Here is a 17,396-nt window from a genome sequence, read left to right as displayed (position 1 = left end):
CTCACTGCGCAGGCAAGTGTTTGTTCAGCGCCCTCCTGTGGAGTGCGCTCGCCAAAAAGTAAAGGTCAACGTGCCGCATGCCTGATCCACCGCATGGCATAGACGACACCCGGAAGCCAGCCCAGCAGAGTCAGTATCAGGCAGGTTGCAACACGCCTTGCCCCGCCATGGGAGAGCCCTACCGCCACGGGAGGCGCCAACACCCCGAGCCCGAGGAAAGCCCGTCGCAAGCCGGGAGAAGCAACCGCGATGTCGTCTTTCTCATCGTCGGGCTTTGGCGGGTCATGCCGCATGTCGACTGTCGGGGTGAAGTGCTGTACACCGCCTGTCGAGCCGCGCTCCATTGCATGACGATGCGCCTCGCGGTCGATCTTTTGCTCGATGGCCTCGGCTCCCTCGGCCAGTTCACCGTGATATCTCTCCCAGTCTTCCCAATCGTAGGGGGTGCCGGCCCGAGGCTGGTGACCACCGGCTTCTCGAGCCCGCTGCCAAGCCTTCTCCTCGAGGGTATTGGGGCGCTCTTCATCACGCCCCTGGGCAATCCCTTTTTTTGCCATGTATTCCCGCGCGTCCATTGACAATTCCTCTGCGACCTTTCTCCATCCATCAGCGATCCATTCCAGCAGGACCCTTCGTTCGAAGGTCCGCATACGCTTCGGGTAGCGCCAGTCCAGTATAGGTATTGGAGTCGGACTCTGGAGGCGGGTTCCTGCGCAACGCTATAGCAACGTTGGAAAAAGTGTTGGCAAAGCCCCTTCCCTGCGTGCCGCTCGTCTATGCTTAACGCATGACATGCTCTGAACCATTCGGACAAGGAGGCAGTTTCATGCACGACAAAGCCCCTACCATCGTTCGCGATATCATGTCCCGCGACTGCTACCGGGTCACTGGAGACGCCTCGGTTCGCACCCTGGCCGAAGGCTTGGCCCTGCACCGACTGCCTGGCGTACCGGTCGTCGACAAGAAAGATCACCTCATCGGATTCATCTCGGAGCAGGATGTGCTGGGAAAGCTGCTGGAAAGCGCCTATCTCAATGACGAAGCGCCACTGGTTAGAGAGCTGATGCGTCACGAGGTATTGGCCGTCTCGCCCAACAAGAGCATCACGGACCTGGCCCAGGAAATGCTGGGCGCAAAACCCAAGGTCTTCCCGGTTGTCGAACAGGAGCGGTTGATTGGTATCGTGACCCGTCGTGACGTGTTGATCGCAGTGCTCCGTATGCGGCATAGTTGATCCACGAGACCCGTTGCAACGAATCGCCCCTGTCTCGACAACCGCACCCGGTCACCTTGCCGGACCCAGTGCCGCGCCGGCACCCGCTCTTCCTGGCAGGCGTGTTCTTCAGGCGTGCCGGCAACAGTCGTCAGCTCTCAGTGACACACAAAAAGGGTGACGCACAAAAAGAAAGCCGCCACATGGAACCATGGGCGGCAAGATCGAAACTGCGAGCCAGAACAACAGTATTAGCGACTGCCATCGCGCTGTTGTCTGTACTCCATAGGACAGCAGGAAAGGAAAAAGTTCTCACTTGACCACCGATTTTTCTTCACCGCACGCCAGGCGGCGCATCAAACACGGACGGCTGCCATCCCCCGCCCAATGGCAACACGCGAAAAAACGGCAGAAACAATCACTTGTCGGTGAAAAAGCGCGAGACAGCTTGCGTCAGCTAAAACATTGAGTTTACTATCGAAAACCTGTCGCGGGTGTAGCTCAATGGCAGAGCAGAAGCTTCCCAAGCTTAAGACGAGGGTTCGATTCCCTTCACCCGCTCCAGCCCAGCTTCCATGGAAATCCACCGAGCTCCATAATCCACTGTCATCAAAGAATTTTTTCCAGACAGTCGTCCAGTGATATTCACTGAAATCCACCCACTGCTGGACTAGATTAGTCCATCCAGTAGTCCATCTAAGCGGTTGGGTTCGAGCCCGGATTGTCGCTGGAGCCGAGCGAGCGATGGGATGAGCATCTGACTCCTGACTCTGTTCAGGAGCAGACATGGCACTCACTGACATGGTCGTCCGGCAAGCCAAGGCCACCGGAAAGGACTATACCCTCCCGGACTTCGACGGTCTCTCGTTGGCTGTCTCGGCCACGGGCACGAAGTCCTGGCATTTCCGCTACACCTGGCTGGGGCGGCAGAAGCGAATGTCCCTCGGGACCTATCCAGAGATCAGCCTGCGCGAAGCCCGCACCCGCCGCCACGAGGCGCGGGCGCTCGTGGCCAAGGACATCAACCCCCAGAGTCAGCGCGTGAAGGATCGGCGCATCGCCACCCAGGCTGAGCAGAGCACCTTCGAGGCGGTCTACGAGAAGTGGTTCAAGTTTCGCGAACGGGGTCGCCTCAAGAAGGGACGGCAAACCTCGCTCTCGCTGATCCCTCGCATCTTTGGAAACGACGTACTGCCGGCACTGCGCAGACGGTCGATCCACGACATCACCCGTGCCGACCTGCTCGAGGTCGTCGGTCGCATCGAGAAGCGCGGCGCGCCGTCGGTGGCCGAGAAGGTGCGCACCTGGCTTAACCAGTTGTTTCGGTACGCCCTGGTGGTCGTGCCCGACCTGGAACGTAACCCGGCCTCGGACCTGGACGTTGTCGCCATGCCCCAGCCACCCGTGCGCCATAACCCCTTCCTGCGCATACCCGAGTTGCCCGAGTTCCTGCGCCTGCTGCGCAAGTACCCCGGCCGACTGCAGACCCAACTCGGCGTGCGGATGCTGTTCCTGACCGGGGTACGGACCGGCGAGCTGCGACTGGCGACGCCGGACCAGTTCCACCTTGATGACGGCTTGTGGATCATCCCGCCGGATGTGGTGAAGCAGCTGGAGCTGAAGATGCAGAAGGAGAACCTGCGGACGGAAGACATCCCGCCATACATCGTGCCGCTGTCGGCGCAGGCGATGGAGATCGTTCGGCACATGCTCGACCGAATGAAGCCCGCGCAGAAGTATCTGTTCCCCGGAGCGAAGGATCTGAAGAAGCGCATCAGCGAGAACACCCTCAATCATGCGTTGAAGCGCTTGGGATACGACGGCCGGCTGACAGGCCATGGCATCCGCGCCACCATCTCGACCGCGCTGCACGAGTTCGGTTATCCCGAGAAGTGGGTCGATGCGCAGCTCTCCCACGTCGATCCGAACCAGGTCCGAAGGACCTACAACCATGCCAAGTACGTCGAGCAGCGCCGCCGCATGATGCAGGACTGGGCCGACAGGCTGGATCTGTTCGAGCAAGGCCAGGTCAAAGCGGCCAGCGACCTCCTGACCATCCGCCTGGAGGATGTCCCGGTGGCCGCTGAAGAACCGAACAGGCAGGGACCGCCATCGATTGCCGTGACGCCGACCTTGGTGCTGTCCAAGCCCCAAGAGGCGCCATCGCAAGTGCCTGTCCCGGTTCAACGACTGTCCGCCGTACGTCCCCCCAAGACGGAACCGACCATCTCCAACGCCCAGCGCGAACGGATGATCCTGCTTGACATCCTGGAGGCGCCCCACAACCTGCCAGTATCCGAGTACGCCAAACTAGCAGGAAAATCGCGGCGATGGATCACCTACGAGATCCAGGCCGGTAACTTGCTGTCGATCAGTCTGGGGAATCGAGGGCAGCGAGTTCCGGATTGGCAGCTCGACCCGCTCAAGCGCCGTTTGGTTCAGGCCGTGCTCAAACAGACGGTCCGTAGTGTCGACTCATGGCAGATCTACCATGCACTCCTACAACCGTATGACCTGTTGGGGGGTGTTCCGCCCATCGAAGCGGTGACATCCGAAAACCTGCATGTGGTTGCACATATGGTCTGCAGCTCGATTTGTTGATCTGCCAGGACGAGTACCGGGAGGGTGTGCCATCTCTAGGAAACCATCGTCATGAGCACCACCACCCTGATATGAACTTGACCGAAATTCTGTGAGTACGAAAGGCTTCTGATGGCAACCTATGAAAGCTTTCAGGCACTGCAATGCCATGTCCATCAGATCCGGTCCGGCTCCAGTAGGGAATATCGAATAACTTTTGCGTGATCACGTACCGCTATTGGCGCCTCCTCACATCAATCAGGTGACCTGTTGGTGCCGATTGTTTACAGCAGAGATGGCCATCGGTTGCGAAGGTTACGGTTCCATCTTCCTGGGAACCGTGACGCATGCCACAGCTCCGGCCACATCACTTCCTCTGTCCCTTGCGCCTGGGTGGGAGCCTGCCCGCTGTCAGCCTGATACTGGCTGCAGCCTTGGCGTCTGGATGCGTCACGACGGAGCCTCCACCGCTAGCTGAACCACTTGAAGAACTGTCCAGAGAAGTGCCTGAAGCGCCGGCCAGCCTGGCACCAACACTCACACCGAAACTGATTCCAGTAGCCCGCTACGGCCGCTACACCCTGGTCGAGCTCGCCCCGTCCGCCGCCCAGCATGACTTGCTGCTGCAAGTCATCAATGTCGCCATTCCCAACACCTCGCACGCCACCGTCGGTGATGCGCTGCGCCATGTGCTGCGACGTACCGGCTACCGGCTCTGCGCCGGCACGGCGGACGATCTCCAGGCATTGCCGCTGCCGGCGGCGCATTACCAACTTGGCCCCCTAATGCTGCATGACGCCCTGGCGACTCTGGCCGGCCCGGCCTGGGATCTGCACGTCGATGAAGCGGCCCGGCGCGTGTGCTTTACCCCCGTATCAAGGTGCGGCGCAGTAACCGACAACGATGCCCGGGTGCGCACGCCCGGAACCACAGGCAAGGCTCCCGAGACGCCGGCATCCACCACGCTGCTGGACGAGGTGGTGCCATGAGCGTGCCAACCATGATGACGCACCGCCCTTCTCTTCGTCCTCTGCTTCTGTCGGCCATCGCCAGCCTGGCCCTGGGCACCGCCCCTGCCTCCGCTCAGCACACCACCGAAGCCGACGACCACACCACCCACAGCCAGATCCGGCAGACCGCCGAGGTTCACGACGACGAACGCCTGGCACAGGACTGGGGACTGAGCACCGAGGAATGGGCACGCTACCGGGAGCTGATGCAGGGGCCGATCGGCGTCTACTCGCCCGACCTGGATCCCCTGACCGCGCTCGGTATCGAAGCCCGCTCCGACGAGGAACGCCGCCGCTACGCCGAACTGCAGGTTCAGGCCGAGGCCCGGCGCGTCGAGAAACTTTTGAGCTATCAACGTGCCTACGACGCTGCCTGGCAGCGCCTGCACCCCGACATGCCACGGGTCGAGCTGCCCAGCGCCGCCCTCGCCACGCCCGATGCCGGTGCCCAGCGCGCCGCCGTGTTCGTCAGGGACGCCTGTACCGCCTGCGACCAACTCGTCCAACGACTGCACGCCGACCGTACCGAGATCGACATCTACATGGTCGGCAGCCGCCAGGACGACGCCCACATCCGCCACTGGGCCTCGCGGGTCGGCATCGACCCGGCCCGGGTGCGCACTGGCACAATTACGCTCAATCACGATGGCGGGCGCTGGCTGTCGCTTGGACTGCCGGGTGAGTTGCCGGCCGTGGTACACGAGGTGGATGGGCAATGGCAGCGGCAATAGCGGCTCACCTCCATTGGTTGACTCGCCTCGGACTACTGCTGGCGGGGGCACTGTTGGCCGGGGGTGCCGGCGCTTCGCCGCCCGGCGCGCAAGCCTCCATCGGAGAAGTGCCGCCGCCAGCCTATCAACTGTCCGCGTACCGGGCCGGCGTGCCATCGGCGGTACTCTATGCCGTTGCCCTGCAAGAGAGCGGCACCACCATCCGGGGCCGCATCCTCCCCTGGCCCTGGACCCTCAACGTCGCCGGTAATCCGCAGCGCTTCGCCACCCGTGGCGACGCCTGCGCCGGATTGCACGACGCCCTGCACGAGGTGCCAACGACCCGCATCGACGCCGGGCTGGGACAGATCAACCTTGGCTACCAGCGCGGGCGTTACGACGAACCCTGCGACCTGCTCGATCCCTATCGCAACCTCGCCATTGCCGCCGAGATCCTGCGCGAGCAGCACACCCCCGGCGGCGACTGGCTGCTGGCGGTGGGGCGCTACCACCGTCCGGCGGGCGGCGAGCCCGCCGCGCGCTACCGCCGCAGTGTCGGCCAGCACCTCGAGCGCGTACTCGGCAGGCAAATCACCGCCACCCAAGAGGCACACCCACCATGACCCCCTATGTTCGCATACCCCGCCTGTTCGTCGGACTGCTGCTGGCCTGGCTCACCCTGCCGGCCTCAGCAGATCCGCCCTTGATCGTGGTCGAAGATCACGGCGGCGCCTCGGCCCTGCCTTACTACCAGGCCCTGAACCCGCAGCCCGATAGCCCACCACCAGCGACGCCACCACAAGTATCGGCACCTGCCAGGCCCAGCGAAGGGGGTAATGAAGCCGACATGCTACCAGTGCGCTCGGTGTCGTTGTCACCGGGCGTCGTACAACGCCGTGTCATCCAGGCGCCGGGATTGACGCCGCTGTTTCTGGTGGGAAGCGATGACCGCTCGCACGCCTGGCTCGAACAGCGCTTGCCTATCTTGCGCGAACTGGGCGCCGTGGGGCTGGTGGTCAATGTCGAATCCCAGGCGGAACTGGAGGCGCTACGCCGCTCAGCCTCTGGCCTGACGCTCTCACCGGTCGCCGGCGACGACCTGGCCGCACGCCTGGGGCTGCACCATTACCCAGTGTTGATCACCGCCACCGGCATCGAGCAGTGATGCATGCCCCATGGCCCAACCGCACTCGATCGAGGTCCTGCTGCGGCCAGCGGTGGAGCTGTACACCGTGGCGGTCTGCGCCATCGCCGCGCTTCTGTGCCTGGTGGCACCGTGGTCGCTCGCGCTAAGCCCATCACTCGGCGTCGGCAGCGCGCTGACGTTCCTTGCCTTCGGTGCCATCCGCCTGCGTGACGCGCTGGCGATCCTGCGCTACCGCCGCAACATCCGCCGCCTGCCCCGTTACGTGATGACCAGCCGGGGTGTGCCCGTCAGCCAGCAAAGGCTGTTCATCGGTCGCGGTTTCCGCTGGGAGCAACGCCACACCCACCGGCTGATGCAGACCTACCGGCCGGAGTTCCGCCGTTACGTCGAGCCTCCCCCGCTCCATCGACTGGCCCGCCGGCTGGAGGAGCAACTGGAGTTCGCACCCTCCCCGCTACCGACACTGGCGCGACTGACCGCCTGGGACAGCCCACTCAACCCAACCCGGCCCTTGCCGCCGGTGGGCGGCATGCCCCGACTGCACGGCATCGAACCCCACGAGACCGACGTGACCTTGCCATTGGGTGAGCGCGTCGGCCACTCGCTGGTGCTGGGTACCACCCGGGTCGGCAAGACCCGATTGGCCGAGTTGTTCATCACTCAGGATATCCGGCGCAAGAACGCCGCTGGCGAGCACGAAGTGGTGATCGTGTTCGATCCGAAGGGTGACGCCGACCTGCTCAAGCGCATGTACGTCGAGGCCAAGCGTGCCGGACGCGAGGGCGAGTTCTATATCTTCCATTTGGGCTGGCCTGACATCTCGGCACGTTACAACGCGGTGGGCCGGTTCGGGCGGATCTCCGAAGTCGCCTCACGTATCGCCGGACAACTCTCAGGCGAAGGCGACAGCGCTGCTTTTAGGGAGTTTGCCTGGCGCTTCGTCAACATCATCGCCCGCGCTTTGGTCGAGCTGGGGCAGCGCCCGGACTACCTGTTGATCCAGCGCCACGTCATCAACATCGACGCGCTGTTCATGGAGTACGCGGCGCACTTCTTCTCCAGGACCGACCCCAAGGCCTGGGACGTGATCGTCCAGCTCGAAGCCACACTCAACGACAAGAACATGCCCCGCAACATGATCGGGCGCGAGAAGCGCGTGGTGGCGATCGAGCAATACCTGTCCCAGGTACGTGTCTACGACCCAGTGCTCGACGGCCTACGCTCGGCGGTGCGCTATGACCGCACCTATTTCGACAAGATCGTGGCGAGCCTGTTGCCACTGCTGGAAAAGCTCACCACCGGCAAGACCGCGCAACTGTTGGCACCGAACTATTCCGACCTGGACGATCCCCGGCCGATCTTCGACTGGATGCAGATCATCAGGAAGCGCGCGGTGGTCTACGTCGGCCTGGACGCCCTGTCGGACGCCGAGGTCGCCGCCGCCGTGGGCAACTCGATGTTCAGTGACCTGGTGTCGGTGGCCGGGCACATCTACAAGTTCGGTGTGGACGATGGCCTGCCAGGTGCCTCAGCCGACACCAAGGTGCCGATCAACGTCCATGCCGATGAGTTCAACGAACTCCTGGGCGACGAATTCGTGCCGATGGTCAACAAGGGCGGCGGCGCCGGGCTGCAGATCACGGCGTACACCCAAACCTTGAGCGATATCGAGGCGCGCATCGGTAACCGGGCCAAGGCGGGCCAGATCGTCGGCAACTTCAACAACCTGTTCATGCTGCGCGTACGTGAGACATCCACGGCCGAGCTACTGACCCAGCAATTGCCCAAGGTCGAGGTCTACACCACCGCCTTGATGAGCGGCGCTACCGATAGCTCCGACCCTCACGGCAAAACGGACTTCACCAGCAACACCCTGGACCGCATCTCCACCTCGAGCGTACCGCTGATCGAACCGGCTCACGTGGTCGGCCTGCCCAAGGGGCAATGCTTCGCCCTCATCGAAGGCGGCAACCTGTGGAAGATCCGCATGCCACTGCCGGCCCCCGACCCCGACGAGGCCATGCCACGCGACTTGCAGGAAATGGCAGCCACCATGCGCCGGCACTCTATCGAGGCCGGCGACTGGTGGAACAACCAGGCGTTGCCAGGACTGCAAGACGCTCCCCTGCCCGACGACCTGATCGACGGTTTCAGACACCTTGTCGGTACGGCTACCTCCCCGGCAACAGCAGGCCCACACCATGGCTGATCCTGCCTCCGCCGCCCAGCGCCAGCAGGCCCGGCAGCAGGGATTTATCGCCCGTGTCATCACACTGCCGTTGCGTCTCTTCGGCGTGCTGTGCGGATCGCTGCTGCTGTGCATCATCATCGAATGCATCGGCATGCACCTGTTCTGGCAGGACCAGGGATGGCGCCACGCGCAAGGCATGCTCGACGACGAACTGATCCAACTTTCCCGCCACTTCACCCAAAGCGTCGTGATACAGGAACCGGGGCGTACCACGCATCGGATCGTCGAACGCGCCCACGACTGGCTGTTCATCAGAACAGGATTGCTAGACTGGATGCGCGAGGCGTCGACGCAGGCCAGCTCAGGCAGCCGCGGCGAGGCGCGGGATTTGCGCTATTACCTGAGCCAGACCTACGTCTACCTCGAAAGCTACCTGATCGCCGCGGCCTTCATCGTCCTGGTCTTCCTCGTGCGCCTGTTGGTACTGCTACTGACATTGCCGCTGTTCGTGATGGCTGCTTTCGTCGGCCTGATCGATGGCCTGGTCCGCCGGGACATCCGTCGCATCGGCGCCGGTCGCGAGTCCGGTTTTGTCTACCATCGCGCGAAAGCCAGCCTTATACCGCTGGCGGTACTGCCCTGGGTGATCTACCTGGCGTTGCCGGTCAGCGTGCATCCATTGCTGATCCTGCTGCCCAGTGCCGTGCTGCTCGGATTAGTGGTGGATATCGCGGTGGGCAGTTTCAAGAAGTACTTGTGAGTGCGACACGTTGGTTTTTATCTATATAAATCAATAGCATGAGGGGATTTATGAAAAGATAAAACTAGAAGCTTTGACCGTCATTGTCAAACATCCGAAGGTCGTTTCTCGGGTGGAGTTTGACCTGCTGTACGACCAGCAGTAGCCCAAGAAGACAGGCATCTCTGGTAACGGACTTGTCTGAAGCTCTTCTGGAATGTAGCCCACCGCAAGGTGTCTGCCGCTGCCGTGAGGTCGCGGTGGCGATCCTCGAAGCTGCATCGGGGTGAGGCGCTAGGCTGGCTGGCATGGGCAACGCAAGTGAACTGTCGATAAACGTCGTTAATTTCAGGATGCCAAAGCTGCTGACAGGCATTGACCAAACGGTATGTGGCCGGATGCCCCTGTTTATAGTGGGGGCACGTCGTCGCAAAGGGTCACCGGCGAATAGGCAGGTCCTAACCCAGTCGTGTGATGGTCAAGGAACGTGGTAAGCCCGTATTGCTGCCTACTGGGCAAGCAATCCGCAAGGTGCGCCGTTGGCAGTGCGGGTATGGGAGGACGGAGAAAGCGAATGTCCGGCTGTAATCACCGGAATACGGGTTGAGACATCACCTGGCGCAAAAGCGAGCCCACTTCCGTCTGGTCTTTCATCGCATGAAGGCTGAGATAGCCCTAATCCTCGGAGAGGAAGGCAGCATGGTAGAGCATCGGGAACAATCGATGTCTGCGCTTTCCCACCGTCCGCAGAACTGGCACCAGATCGACTGGTGTCGTGCGCAGCGGACGGTGCGGGAGATGCAGATTCGGATTGCGAAGGCTTGCAAGAACAGCAACTGGAGGAAGGTGAAAGCCCTCCAACGGATGCTGACACGCTCGACATCGGCCAAATTCCTGGCCGTTCGTCGTGTGACGGAAAACCGAGGGAATAAGACAGCCGGTGTGGATGGCAAGCGCTGGTCCACACCGCAGTCAAAATGGGAGGCCGCGCAAGATCTAGAGCGCCGGGGGTATCGGGCGTCCCCGCTTCGGCGGGTCTTTATCCCCAAGGCCAATGGCAAGCAGCGCCCGCTGGGTATTCCTACCCAGAGATACTGGAGAAGGAAGTCCGTCCGTGGGTCGAGCAGTTCCTGGCCGCCCGCGGCCTGGAACTCGCTCAGGAAAAGACCCGTATAGTATCGATTGACCAGGGGTTTGATTTTCTCGGTTGGAACTTCCGTAAATATGGCGAGAAGCTTCTGATCAAACCAAGCAAGAAGAACGTGCGAGCGTTCTACAGCAAGGTTCGGGAGATCATACAACGTCACCATGGGGGCAGCCAGGAGCATCTGATCTATCGGCTAAGACCGGTACTAAGGGGATGGGCTCAATATCACCAGCCCGTTGTGGCCAAGGCAACGTTCCATCGCCTGGACGCGAAGATCTGGTACTTGCTGTGGCGCTGGGCAAGGCGGCGACATCAGAAGAAGGGAGCTCAATGGGTGAGGAAGCGATACTTCCACACCCTGGGCAACCGGCACTGGGAGTTTGCCTATGAACGACGTGATGCGATCACGGGTGACCTGGAGTACGTCAGGCTTGCCCCGCTGTCCGCCACGTCGATCCAGCGGCATGCCAAAATCAAAGGGGCCTACAACCCTTTTGATCCGGCATGGGAACGGGAAGGCGAAACGTTGCGTGCGCAGAGGATGATGCACTCATTGCAATACCGCCGCGTCGTGGCACGTCTATACCGACAACAGCGGGGATTGTGTTCCCACTGCCATCACCCTATAACACGGGAGAGCGGATGGCAGGATCATCACTTGGTCCCTCGTACTCAGGGTGGTAAAGACACGCTAAATAATCGCGTACTCTTGCACCCCGAGTGTCACGATCAGATCCATGAACTCGGTATTTCCATCTGCAAACCGGCCCGCGATATGGGTTTAGTAAAGGCTTGAGCCGTGTGAGCTGGAAACGCAATACCTGATCCATCGGTATCGTGTTGCCATGACCCATCTTTATTACCACATCTCCGCTGAAGACTGTGCTGTCATCATGATGACAGACTCCGCCCTCGACCTATATCAGGGCCGATCTTCATTGGAAATTCTGAACTTTTTGCCGTTGGGGTGAGCCAGCCCAAAGAAGAATGGGGCCTGATTTGATTGTGGTCCTGCCGCCAAGCTTCAATCTTGTAACATGCATCGCCCAGCGACAGGAACCAATGTGTGTCAGGAATTCTGCTCTGAACTTGTCATTGAAGATCAAGTTAGGGTAAACAGAACTTAGCGACCGACCCGAAACTAGGGGACATTTAAGAATGTTGACTCCCTGCATCACTCTCAATCCAATGCCACGACCACTTTAGGTAGAGGAGATAATGGAAGAAACCTGTTGTTATTATGGCCAAAGAGAATGTCACCCACAGCCCGAGGAATTCAAAATTTAGCAACAAACAGATGACCAAAATGAGCGGCCCGACCCCATAAAAGGCCAGCGCATTGGCAAGCACCTGAGGCGTACCGAAATTGGAGGCACGCAGGATACCGGCCCCGACGGCTTGAATCGCATCTGCCCATTGATAGGCGGCGACGCAGAGCAGGACCAAGGCAAGTTCCGTTTCAATCCTTGCGTATCGGGTGAGCACAGTGCCGAGGATCAACGCGGTTGCAACAGCGGCAAAAAGACTAGCGAGCTTCAGGGCGCGCCAAGCGATTATGCGGGCAACTGATAGCTGACCCTGACCAAGCGCTCCGCCAACGAGGATTGTGGCAGCGTTTCCAATACCGATATAAAGCGGAAACAGCACCAGACTAAGGGTTATGGCATATTGGCTAATCTCCATCGCGTAGGTGCCATAATGGATGGCCCCGAGGCTGAGCAGTAGCATAGTCGCCGAATCCAGAACGCCGTTTAGCCCGGTGGATAAACTCAGGCTGGAGAGTTTGCGCAAGGTCCGACCATGTGGTGTAGGGAGGAATATTCGAAAGGTGTCGGCCTTTCCAAGTCGGGCTAGTGTATACCAGAGGACGGCCGTAAGCGCTGACATGCGTAAGACCACGGTCGCAAGGGCGATCGAGAGGGCGCTATCGGGTTCGGTCAGTAGGAGGTGGAGAAGTACTACATCGGCCAGCGCGTTCAAAGCGAGACCAAAGAGGTTGATCTGAAACATCTGGATGGACTCACCGCGCGAGATCCAGAACTTCTGGAACACGAGAAAGACAAGGAAGAATGGCAACGATAGGGACATCATGAGGATATAAATCGCGATTTGCCGCTTGTCACCGCCCTGCCATCCCAGAAAAAGAATGGCTGCAGCAAATACACAAAGTAGGCCGAGAATAATCGCGAGAAACATGGATGTACCGAGAATTTCCCGATGAGTTTCCGGATCATCCCTCACGACAGCAAAGGCAATATAGCCGTCGATAGAAAACATAGCAGCAACCACAGAAAACTGAGCGAAGAGAAAAATTCCGTTGCCGCCGCCAAGCGTAGCGAGTGCTTCGGGGGCAAAGGTTTTGATCATAAAGGTATCTGTCACCAGCAATAGGCTTGCCGTAAATTGGACAAGCGTTACCGGGACCGAAATTTGTAGAAGGTCGGCATAGGTGGTCTTGGTCATTCCTGATCCTTACTAGATACTTATCGCGCCCGTGTGCCATGATGATCACATGAGTGCTGCCACCTTACCAAGGCGATTGATCCGTCATCACTGAGTTCCATTGGATAAATGGACATTTATGAGCTATCATGGTAGATCAGTCTTAGAGAGATCTTGCTTCGCCGCGAAAGGTATCATCTAGCTTCAGCTTGCTGCGAGTCGAATCGTCAGCATATTTCTTGACGACTGCAGCATAAGTTGAAATTCCAGTACCATATACATCTATTGCACCCGGTACAACGACGGCATTTTCAGGGATATACCCTATCCATTTTTTTCCGGTCTTCGCATCGACAATAGGAGTAGATTTTCCGATATATACGCCCATGCTTAAAACGGCACCACGTCTGATGATGACACCTTCAGCCACTTCGCTTCTTGCGCCAATAAAGACATCATCTTCGATGATCACTGGTTGCGCACCAATGGGTTCAAGCACGCCACCGATACCTACTCCACCAGAAATATGGACCCGCTTTCCAACTTGGGCACAAGAACCTATAGTGGCCCAAGTGTCAACCATGGTTCCTTCACTAATATAGGCACCGATATTGACAAAAGAGGGCATCATGACGGTATTTTTTCCAAGGAAGGCACCTTCACGCACGATCGCACCAGGCACGATGCGTATTCCATGTTGCTGCAGATAGAGCTCATCTCCGGTTTTGTAGCGGAGCTGGATACAATCGAAACCGTCACTCAAACGGGAAATATTAAATGGTTCATTCTTTCCGGTTTTAAAATAGGCAAGAATCAGTCGTTTTACGGATTCGTTCGCATGGTAGCAACCATCTTCACTCCGCCAAATTGCCCGTATCCTCCCTGTGCCTAATGCCTCGATGCCTAGTTTAAGGTTAGCGTTTAAAGTTTCGCATGCCGAGATTGAAGCAGCACCTGACAGCCCTTCTTCAATAAATGGCTCAAGCTTTTTCAACAATTTTATCATTTTCTTTCACTTCCATATTGATAAAGCGGGACGTCACATCTTGAAAGCTTTCTGCACGAGATATCATGTATATACTGCTATTATCCATAAGAAACTCTGGTGGCCGGAGCATTCCATTATAATTATTTGACATGGAGATGCAGTGTGCGCCGACATCATGTATCAAACAAAGATCACCTTGGTGCGGCATAGGCAGAGGTCGGGCCTCGCAGAATTTGTCCATACTTTCGCACATCGAGCCGACCACATCGGTTGGTATCAATTCGGTCCCGGCTGCACCGGGTAAGGAAACGTGATGGTATGCATTAGGATAGATGCTAACCCGTGGCATGGCAGCGGTGCTGACGTTCAGCCCGATGACCGAATGAGGTTTGCGGTAGACTCCTGTTACCTCTGTCACGAGATATCCTGAAGGCCCCGTGATGAAGCGGCCACACTCCATGGAAAGATCAGGAATGACATAAAAATACTTAGTAAGCGCTGCGCGAATTTTCAATGCATAATCGGTGACGTCAAAGGCTGTATCGTTGGGGCGGTAGGGAATGCCGAGGCCTCCGCCAAAATTCAACGAAGAGATATCTACCCCGCCTTCGTCAACAAGTTGCCGCGCGAAAGTGATCAGGTCGATTGCTTCGCGTGTCTTCTTGGTTGAGTCGGTGTGGTTGGCGCTATCCATGCAATGCAAACCGATCGAGGTAATACCGTTGGCCTTCAGCTGCATGGCAGCCTGTCGCGCTTGATCTGGGGTCATACCGAATTTCGACCTTGCACCCCCAATGATGTTGTCTGAGCAGCTGTTACCGAAATTGATACGCAAGCTAGTCTGGGTTGCTCTTCGTGGCAGTCGCTCCAACAAATGTAGGTCATCAATGGTCAATCTCGCGCCCTCTGCTTCAGCGATGGCAAACTGTTCGATAGATGAGTTGCTGGATGTAAAGACCAGCTTTTCTGCCCCGAGCGCTCGGACCATTTGTACCTCTGTCATTGTGGCACAATCAAAGCCGGCTCCCATATCAAGCAGCATGCGTAGGATAGTAGGGTTAGGCAACGCCTTAACCGCGAAATACTGCTGAAAAGGCAGCCCATCGAAGGCAGAGACTAGCATCGTGTATTGCGTCCGAATTGATGCAGCATTATAGAGAAAAAAAGGTGTTTCAAAGCGAGCACGAATGCGGTCGATAGCCAGAAGTACATGGTTGGGTACAATTTTATTGTCCATATCAGCGCTTCTTTACCGAGAAAGATACGATCATCCGGCGCCGAGTGCCACTGATTGGACGATCATAGAAATAGTATTGTGAAGAAATTGCCTCGAATCCGCGTTTCTTCAGTACATCGGTCAGGTACTCGATGCTAATGTACCAGAAGTCCGGTACGGCTTCATGTCGTTGAACTTCAAGAGTGAGATCCAGAGGGGCATCGTTGGAAAGTACACAATAGATATCCTTATCGCCGATGACGTACTCCAAATGATCGAGAAATGGCGAGATTTTTTTCTTCTCGTTATAAAGGTGACCGATGAAGCCATCGGCATAGATGCAACCCACACCTTTTATGTCACTTCTGCCCAAGTCATAAAAATTCCTTACAACTGCATTCACGCCCTTCTCTCGACTAAATTTCACGGCCTCATCGTGCAGATCAATGGCATTAACCTTGTATCCCATATCCACAAGAAGCCCCTCGACAAAACCGTTTCCGCAGCCTAAGGATAGGATGGATTTACCTTCAGTCGCATGACCGATAATCTGACGCAGGATATGGTCGCGATAGTGCCAAACATGCACGGAGGGTGTGATGGAATCCTTATATGCAGCGCCCTCTTCCCAAATCTGGAAAACGCTCTTGTTTTCGCACTTGCATGAGGATTTGTAGAAAGTTGGAAAAATATTATCGTTCATTTTACGTCCTTTATTTAAGGTGTCAAAGGCCGGAATTGTAATAAGCAACCGAAGTCACCGGACTCTTATTTAGCTGGAAAAGAAAGCCACCTAGCTTATCTGTTGCTATTGAACTTACTCCAAAACGCTGGTTAAAATCATTGAGTAAATCGCAGTCATTTTTGAACAAACATTCGATAAGACAACGCGCCAGTGATCGCATGGCGGCCACCATTATTTGCGGATCCGTAACTCGTAGTCTTGTCTCATTTTCACACAGCTCAATCGCTGAGAAGTCGAGAAGATAGTTAAGCTGGAACATCATTCCGTCGGAGTCAGGGAACTTTCCGAAACCACGATTGACATAGCGCATCAACTCGCCGAGATAATATGTGCATGTCTCATGGAGATAGTAGCCGAGTGTAGGCCCCCAAACCTCGGCCAGAATTAGAAATCCGAAGACGTCAGCAGCGATCTCCTGATACATGATCGAAGACCAGCGATCCCAACGGCTAATGATACGAAAATTTGTTTCAGGTAACTTTAAGAAATGGCCATATTCATGGCTCAGAACACCTAAGGCTCCAAGACTTAGGGTATCGATACCATTATAGTTATGGCGAGTAAATTTTCTCAGAAGATCTTTGGAAATATTGGTAATATGAGTTTGGTGAACATTTGATAAATAGTGGGTTTTTTTGATGGGCGAGTTTTTGAAGCCTTCGTCTTCTGGCAGAAAATAAGCGATGTGCTTGGGATGTCCGGCGCCCTCACCTGCCATGAATACAAGATCGCAGGCAATAAATCTGGGAACTTCAGATAGAAAAAGGCGCTTGTTGATCGTCGCGATATAGTCCGTCAGCATGTTGAGAAAGCCGCCGACAGAGTCACAAAGTGCAGTAAGTTTTGGATTGTCGAGACTGACGAAGCAGGTGGCGAAACCACCAGGATGTTTACCGTACCAGGAAGATATATTGCCACCCACAAATGAAAGGTCATCATCCAGTGCATTCAGTTCCTTGATGCTAACCATATTATATCCAGTGCGCAGAGAATTTGCCTTTATCCTCAAACTTTCGGAGGTATCACCGCTGCACAGGCTGGCAGCTTCATCAAAGGAGTCGGCAAGGGCTAACAGACCCGCATCATCCAATTTTCCATCACCTTGGACGCTAGCCATGGTTACGAGTTTTTCGATTTTTCCGACTACGGGGCCTAAGATTGAATACTTTTCAGGAAACGTTAGCTCCATTTTTACTTCGCACAAACGCTCATCCGGGAACCATTCGAAGTTTTCGTTTCCGTCAGGATAAAATCTGTTTAATGTCATT

At 57.1% G+C, this 17,396-nt stretch carries 16 protein-coding genes, 1 tRNA gene and 1 pseudogene; 11 read left to right on the top strand and 7 right to left on the bottom strand.

Annotation, left to right across the window (positions count from 1 at the left end; translation table 11 throughout):
• Positions 1 to 65: 65 nt before the first annotated feature.
• A complete protein-coding gene (locus tag C1H69_RS00205) occupies positions 66 to 575 on the bottom strand; it encodes a YqaE/Pmp3 family membrane protein (RefSeq protein ID WP_102651411.1) in 510 nt (169 codons plus the stop codon).
• A gap of 251 nt (positions 576 to 826) precedes the next feature.
• Between C1H69_RS00205 and C1H69_RS00200 the strand changes: the two genes are divergently transcribed.
• From C1H69_RS00200 to C1H69_RS00150, 11 genes and pseudogenes are all read left to right on the top strand, one after another.
• Positions 827 to 1,234, top strand: a complete 408-nt coding sequence (locus C1H69_RS00200) for a CBS domain-containing protein (protein ID WP_102651410.1) — start codon at positions 827 to 829, stop codon at positions 1,232 to 1,234.
• 469 nt (positions 1,235 to 1,703) lie between these two features.
• Positions 1,704 to 1,777, top strand: a tRNA-Gly gene (locus C1H69_RS00195).
• A 222-nt stretch (positions 1,778 to 1,999) separates the two neighbouring features.
• Positions 2,000 to 3,814, top strand: a complete 1,815-nt coding sequence (locus C1H69_RS00190) for a tyrosine-type recombinase/integrase (protein WP_102651409.1) — start codon at positions 2,000 to 2,002, stop codon at positions 3,812 to 3,814.
• Between the two features lie 326 nt (positions 3,815 to 4,140).
• A complete protein-coding gene (gene pilL2, locus C1H69_RS00185) occupies positions 4,141 to 4,782 on the top strand; it encodes a PFGI-1 class ICE element type IV pilus protein PilL2 (protein ID WP_102651408.1) in 642 nt (213 codons plus the stop codon).
• Positions 4,779 to 5,534: a TIGR03759 family integrating conjugative element protein gene (locus tag C1H69_RS00180; protein ID WP_338066156.1), complete on the top strand. Its 756-nt coding sequence runs from the start codon at positions 4,779 to 4,781 to the stop codon at positions 5,532 to 5,534. Before pilL2 ends, C1H69_RS00180 begins: the two co-directional genes overlap by 4 nt.
• Positions 5,519 to 6,136 carry a lysozyme family protein gene (locus C1H69_RS00175; RefSeq protein WP_108724222.1) on the top strand — a complete coding sequence of 206 codons (618 nt, stop codon included), beginning with the start codon at positions 5,519 to 5,521 and terminating at the stop codon, positions 6,134 to 6,136. The genes C1H69_RS00180 and C1H69_RS00175 overlap by 16 nt, the downstream gene beginning before the upstream one ends.
• Positions 6,133 to 6,678, top strand: coding sequence for an integrating conjugative element protein (locus C1H69_RS00170; RefSeq protein ID WP_102651407.1), 546 nt, complete (start codon positions 6,133 to 6,135; stop codon positions 6,676 to 6,678). The genes C1H69_RS00175 and C1H69_RS00170 overlap by 4 nt, the downstream gene beginning before the upstream one ends.
• A gap of 10 nt (positions 6,679 to 6,688) precedes the next feature.
• Positions 6,689 to 8,869, top strand: coding sequence for a type IV conjugative transfer system coupling protein TraD (traD, locus tag C1H69_RS00165; RefSeq protein ID WP_102651406.1), 2,181 nt, complete (start codon positions 6,689 to 6,691; stop codon positions 8,867 to 8,869).
• Entirely contained in the window at positions 8,862 to 9,611 is a 750-nt protein-coding gene (locus tag C1H69_RS00160) for a TIGR03747 family integrating conjugative element membrane protein (RefSeq protein ID WP_102651405.1), read from the top strand. Before traD ends, C1H69_RS00160 begins: the two co-directional genes overlap by 8 nt.
• Before the next feature lie 636 nt (positions 9,612 to 10,247).
• Positions 10,248 to 10,529, top strand: a pseudogene (locus tag C1H69_RS24495) (reverse transcriptase N-terminal domain-containing protein); the annotation flags it as partial.
• A gap of 38 nt (positions 10,530 to 10,567) precedes the next feature.
• Entirely contained in the window at positions 10,568 to 11,533 is a 966-nt protein-coding gene (locus C1H69_RS00150) for a group II intron reverse transcriptase (protein ID WP_240609737.1), read from the top strand.
• Between the two features lie 95 nt (positions 11,534 to 11,628).
• Here C1H69_RS00150 and C1H69_RS00145 read toward each other — a convergent pair whose 3' ends face one another.
• The 6 genes from C1H69_RS00145 to C1H69_RS00120 all read right to left on the bottom strand — a co-directional run bounded on the left by C1H69_RS00145 (position 11,629) and on the right by C1H69_RS00120 (position 17,395).
• Positions 11,629 to 11,814: an integrase core domain-containing protein gene (locus C1H69_RS00145; protein WP_102651403.1), complete on the bottom strand. Its 186-nt coding sequence runs from the start codon at positions 11,812 to 11,814 to the stop codon at positions 11,629 to 11,631.
• A gap of 75 nt (positions 11,815 to 11,889) precedes the next feature.
• Positions 11,890 to 13,200 (bottom strand): MATE family efflux transporter, encoded by a 1,311-nt coding sequence (locus tag C1H69_RS00140; protein WP_102651402.1) that lies wholly within the window; start codon positions 13,198 to 13,200, stop codon positions 11,890 to 11,892.
• A 142-nt stretch (positions 13,201 to 13,342) separates the two neighbouring features.
• Positions 13,343 to 14,185, bottom strand: coding sequence for a 2,3,4,5-tetrahydropyridine-2,6-dicarboxylate N-succinyltransferase (locus C1H69_RS00135; protein WP_102651401.1), 843 nt, complete (start codon positions 14,183 to 14,185; stop codon positions 13,343 to 13,345).
• The gene (locus C1H69_RS00130) at positions 14,160 to 15,404 is read right to left on the bottom strand and encodes an alanine racemase (RefSeq protein WP_102651400.1); all 1,245 of its coding nucleotides are present in this window, start codon (positions 15,402 to 15,404) and stop codon (positions 14,160 to 14,162) included. The genes C1H69_RS00135 and C1H69_RS00130 overlap by 26 nt, the downstream gene beginning before the upstream one ends.
• Before the next feature lies 1 nt (position 15,405).
• Positions 15,406 to 16,086 (bottom strand): class I SAM-dependent methyltransferase, encoded by a 681-nt coding sequence (locus C1H69_RS00125; protein WP_102651399.1) that lies wholly within the window; start codon positions 16,084 to 16,086, stop codon positions 15,406 to 15,408.
• Between the two features lie 22 nt (positions 16,087 to 16,108).
• Positions 16,109 to 17,395, bottom strand: a complete 1,287-nt coding sequence (locus tag C1H69_RS00120; protein ID WP_102651398.1) for a hypothetical protein — start codon at positions 17,393 to 17,395, stop codon at positions 16,109 to 16,111.
• Position 17,396: the final 1 nt, after the last annotated feature.

The organism is Billgrantia endophytica (genome assembly GCF_002879615.1).
GTDB lineage: Bacteria > Pseudomonadota > Gammaproteobacteria > Pseudomonadales > Halomonadaceae > Halomonas > Halomonas endophytica.
The sequence above is the reverse complement of the archived record's forward strand: the minus strand, read 5'-3'. Positions and strand labels throughout refer to the sequence as shown.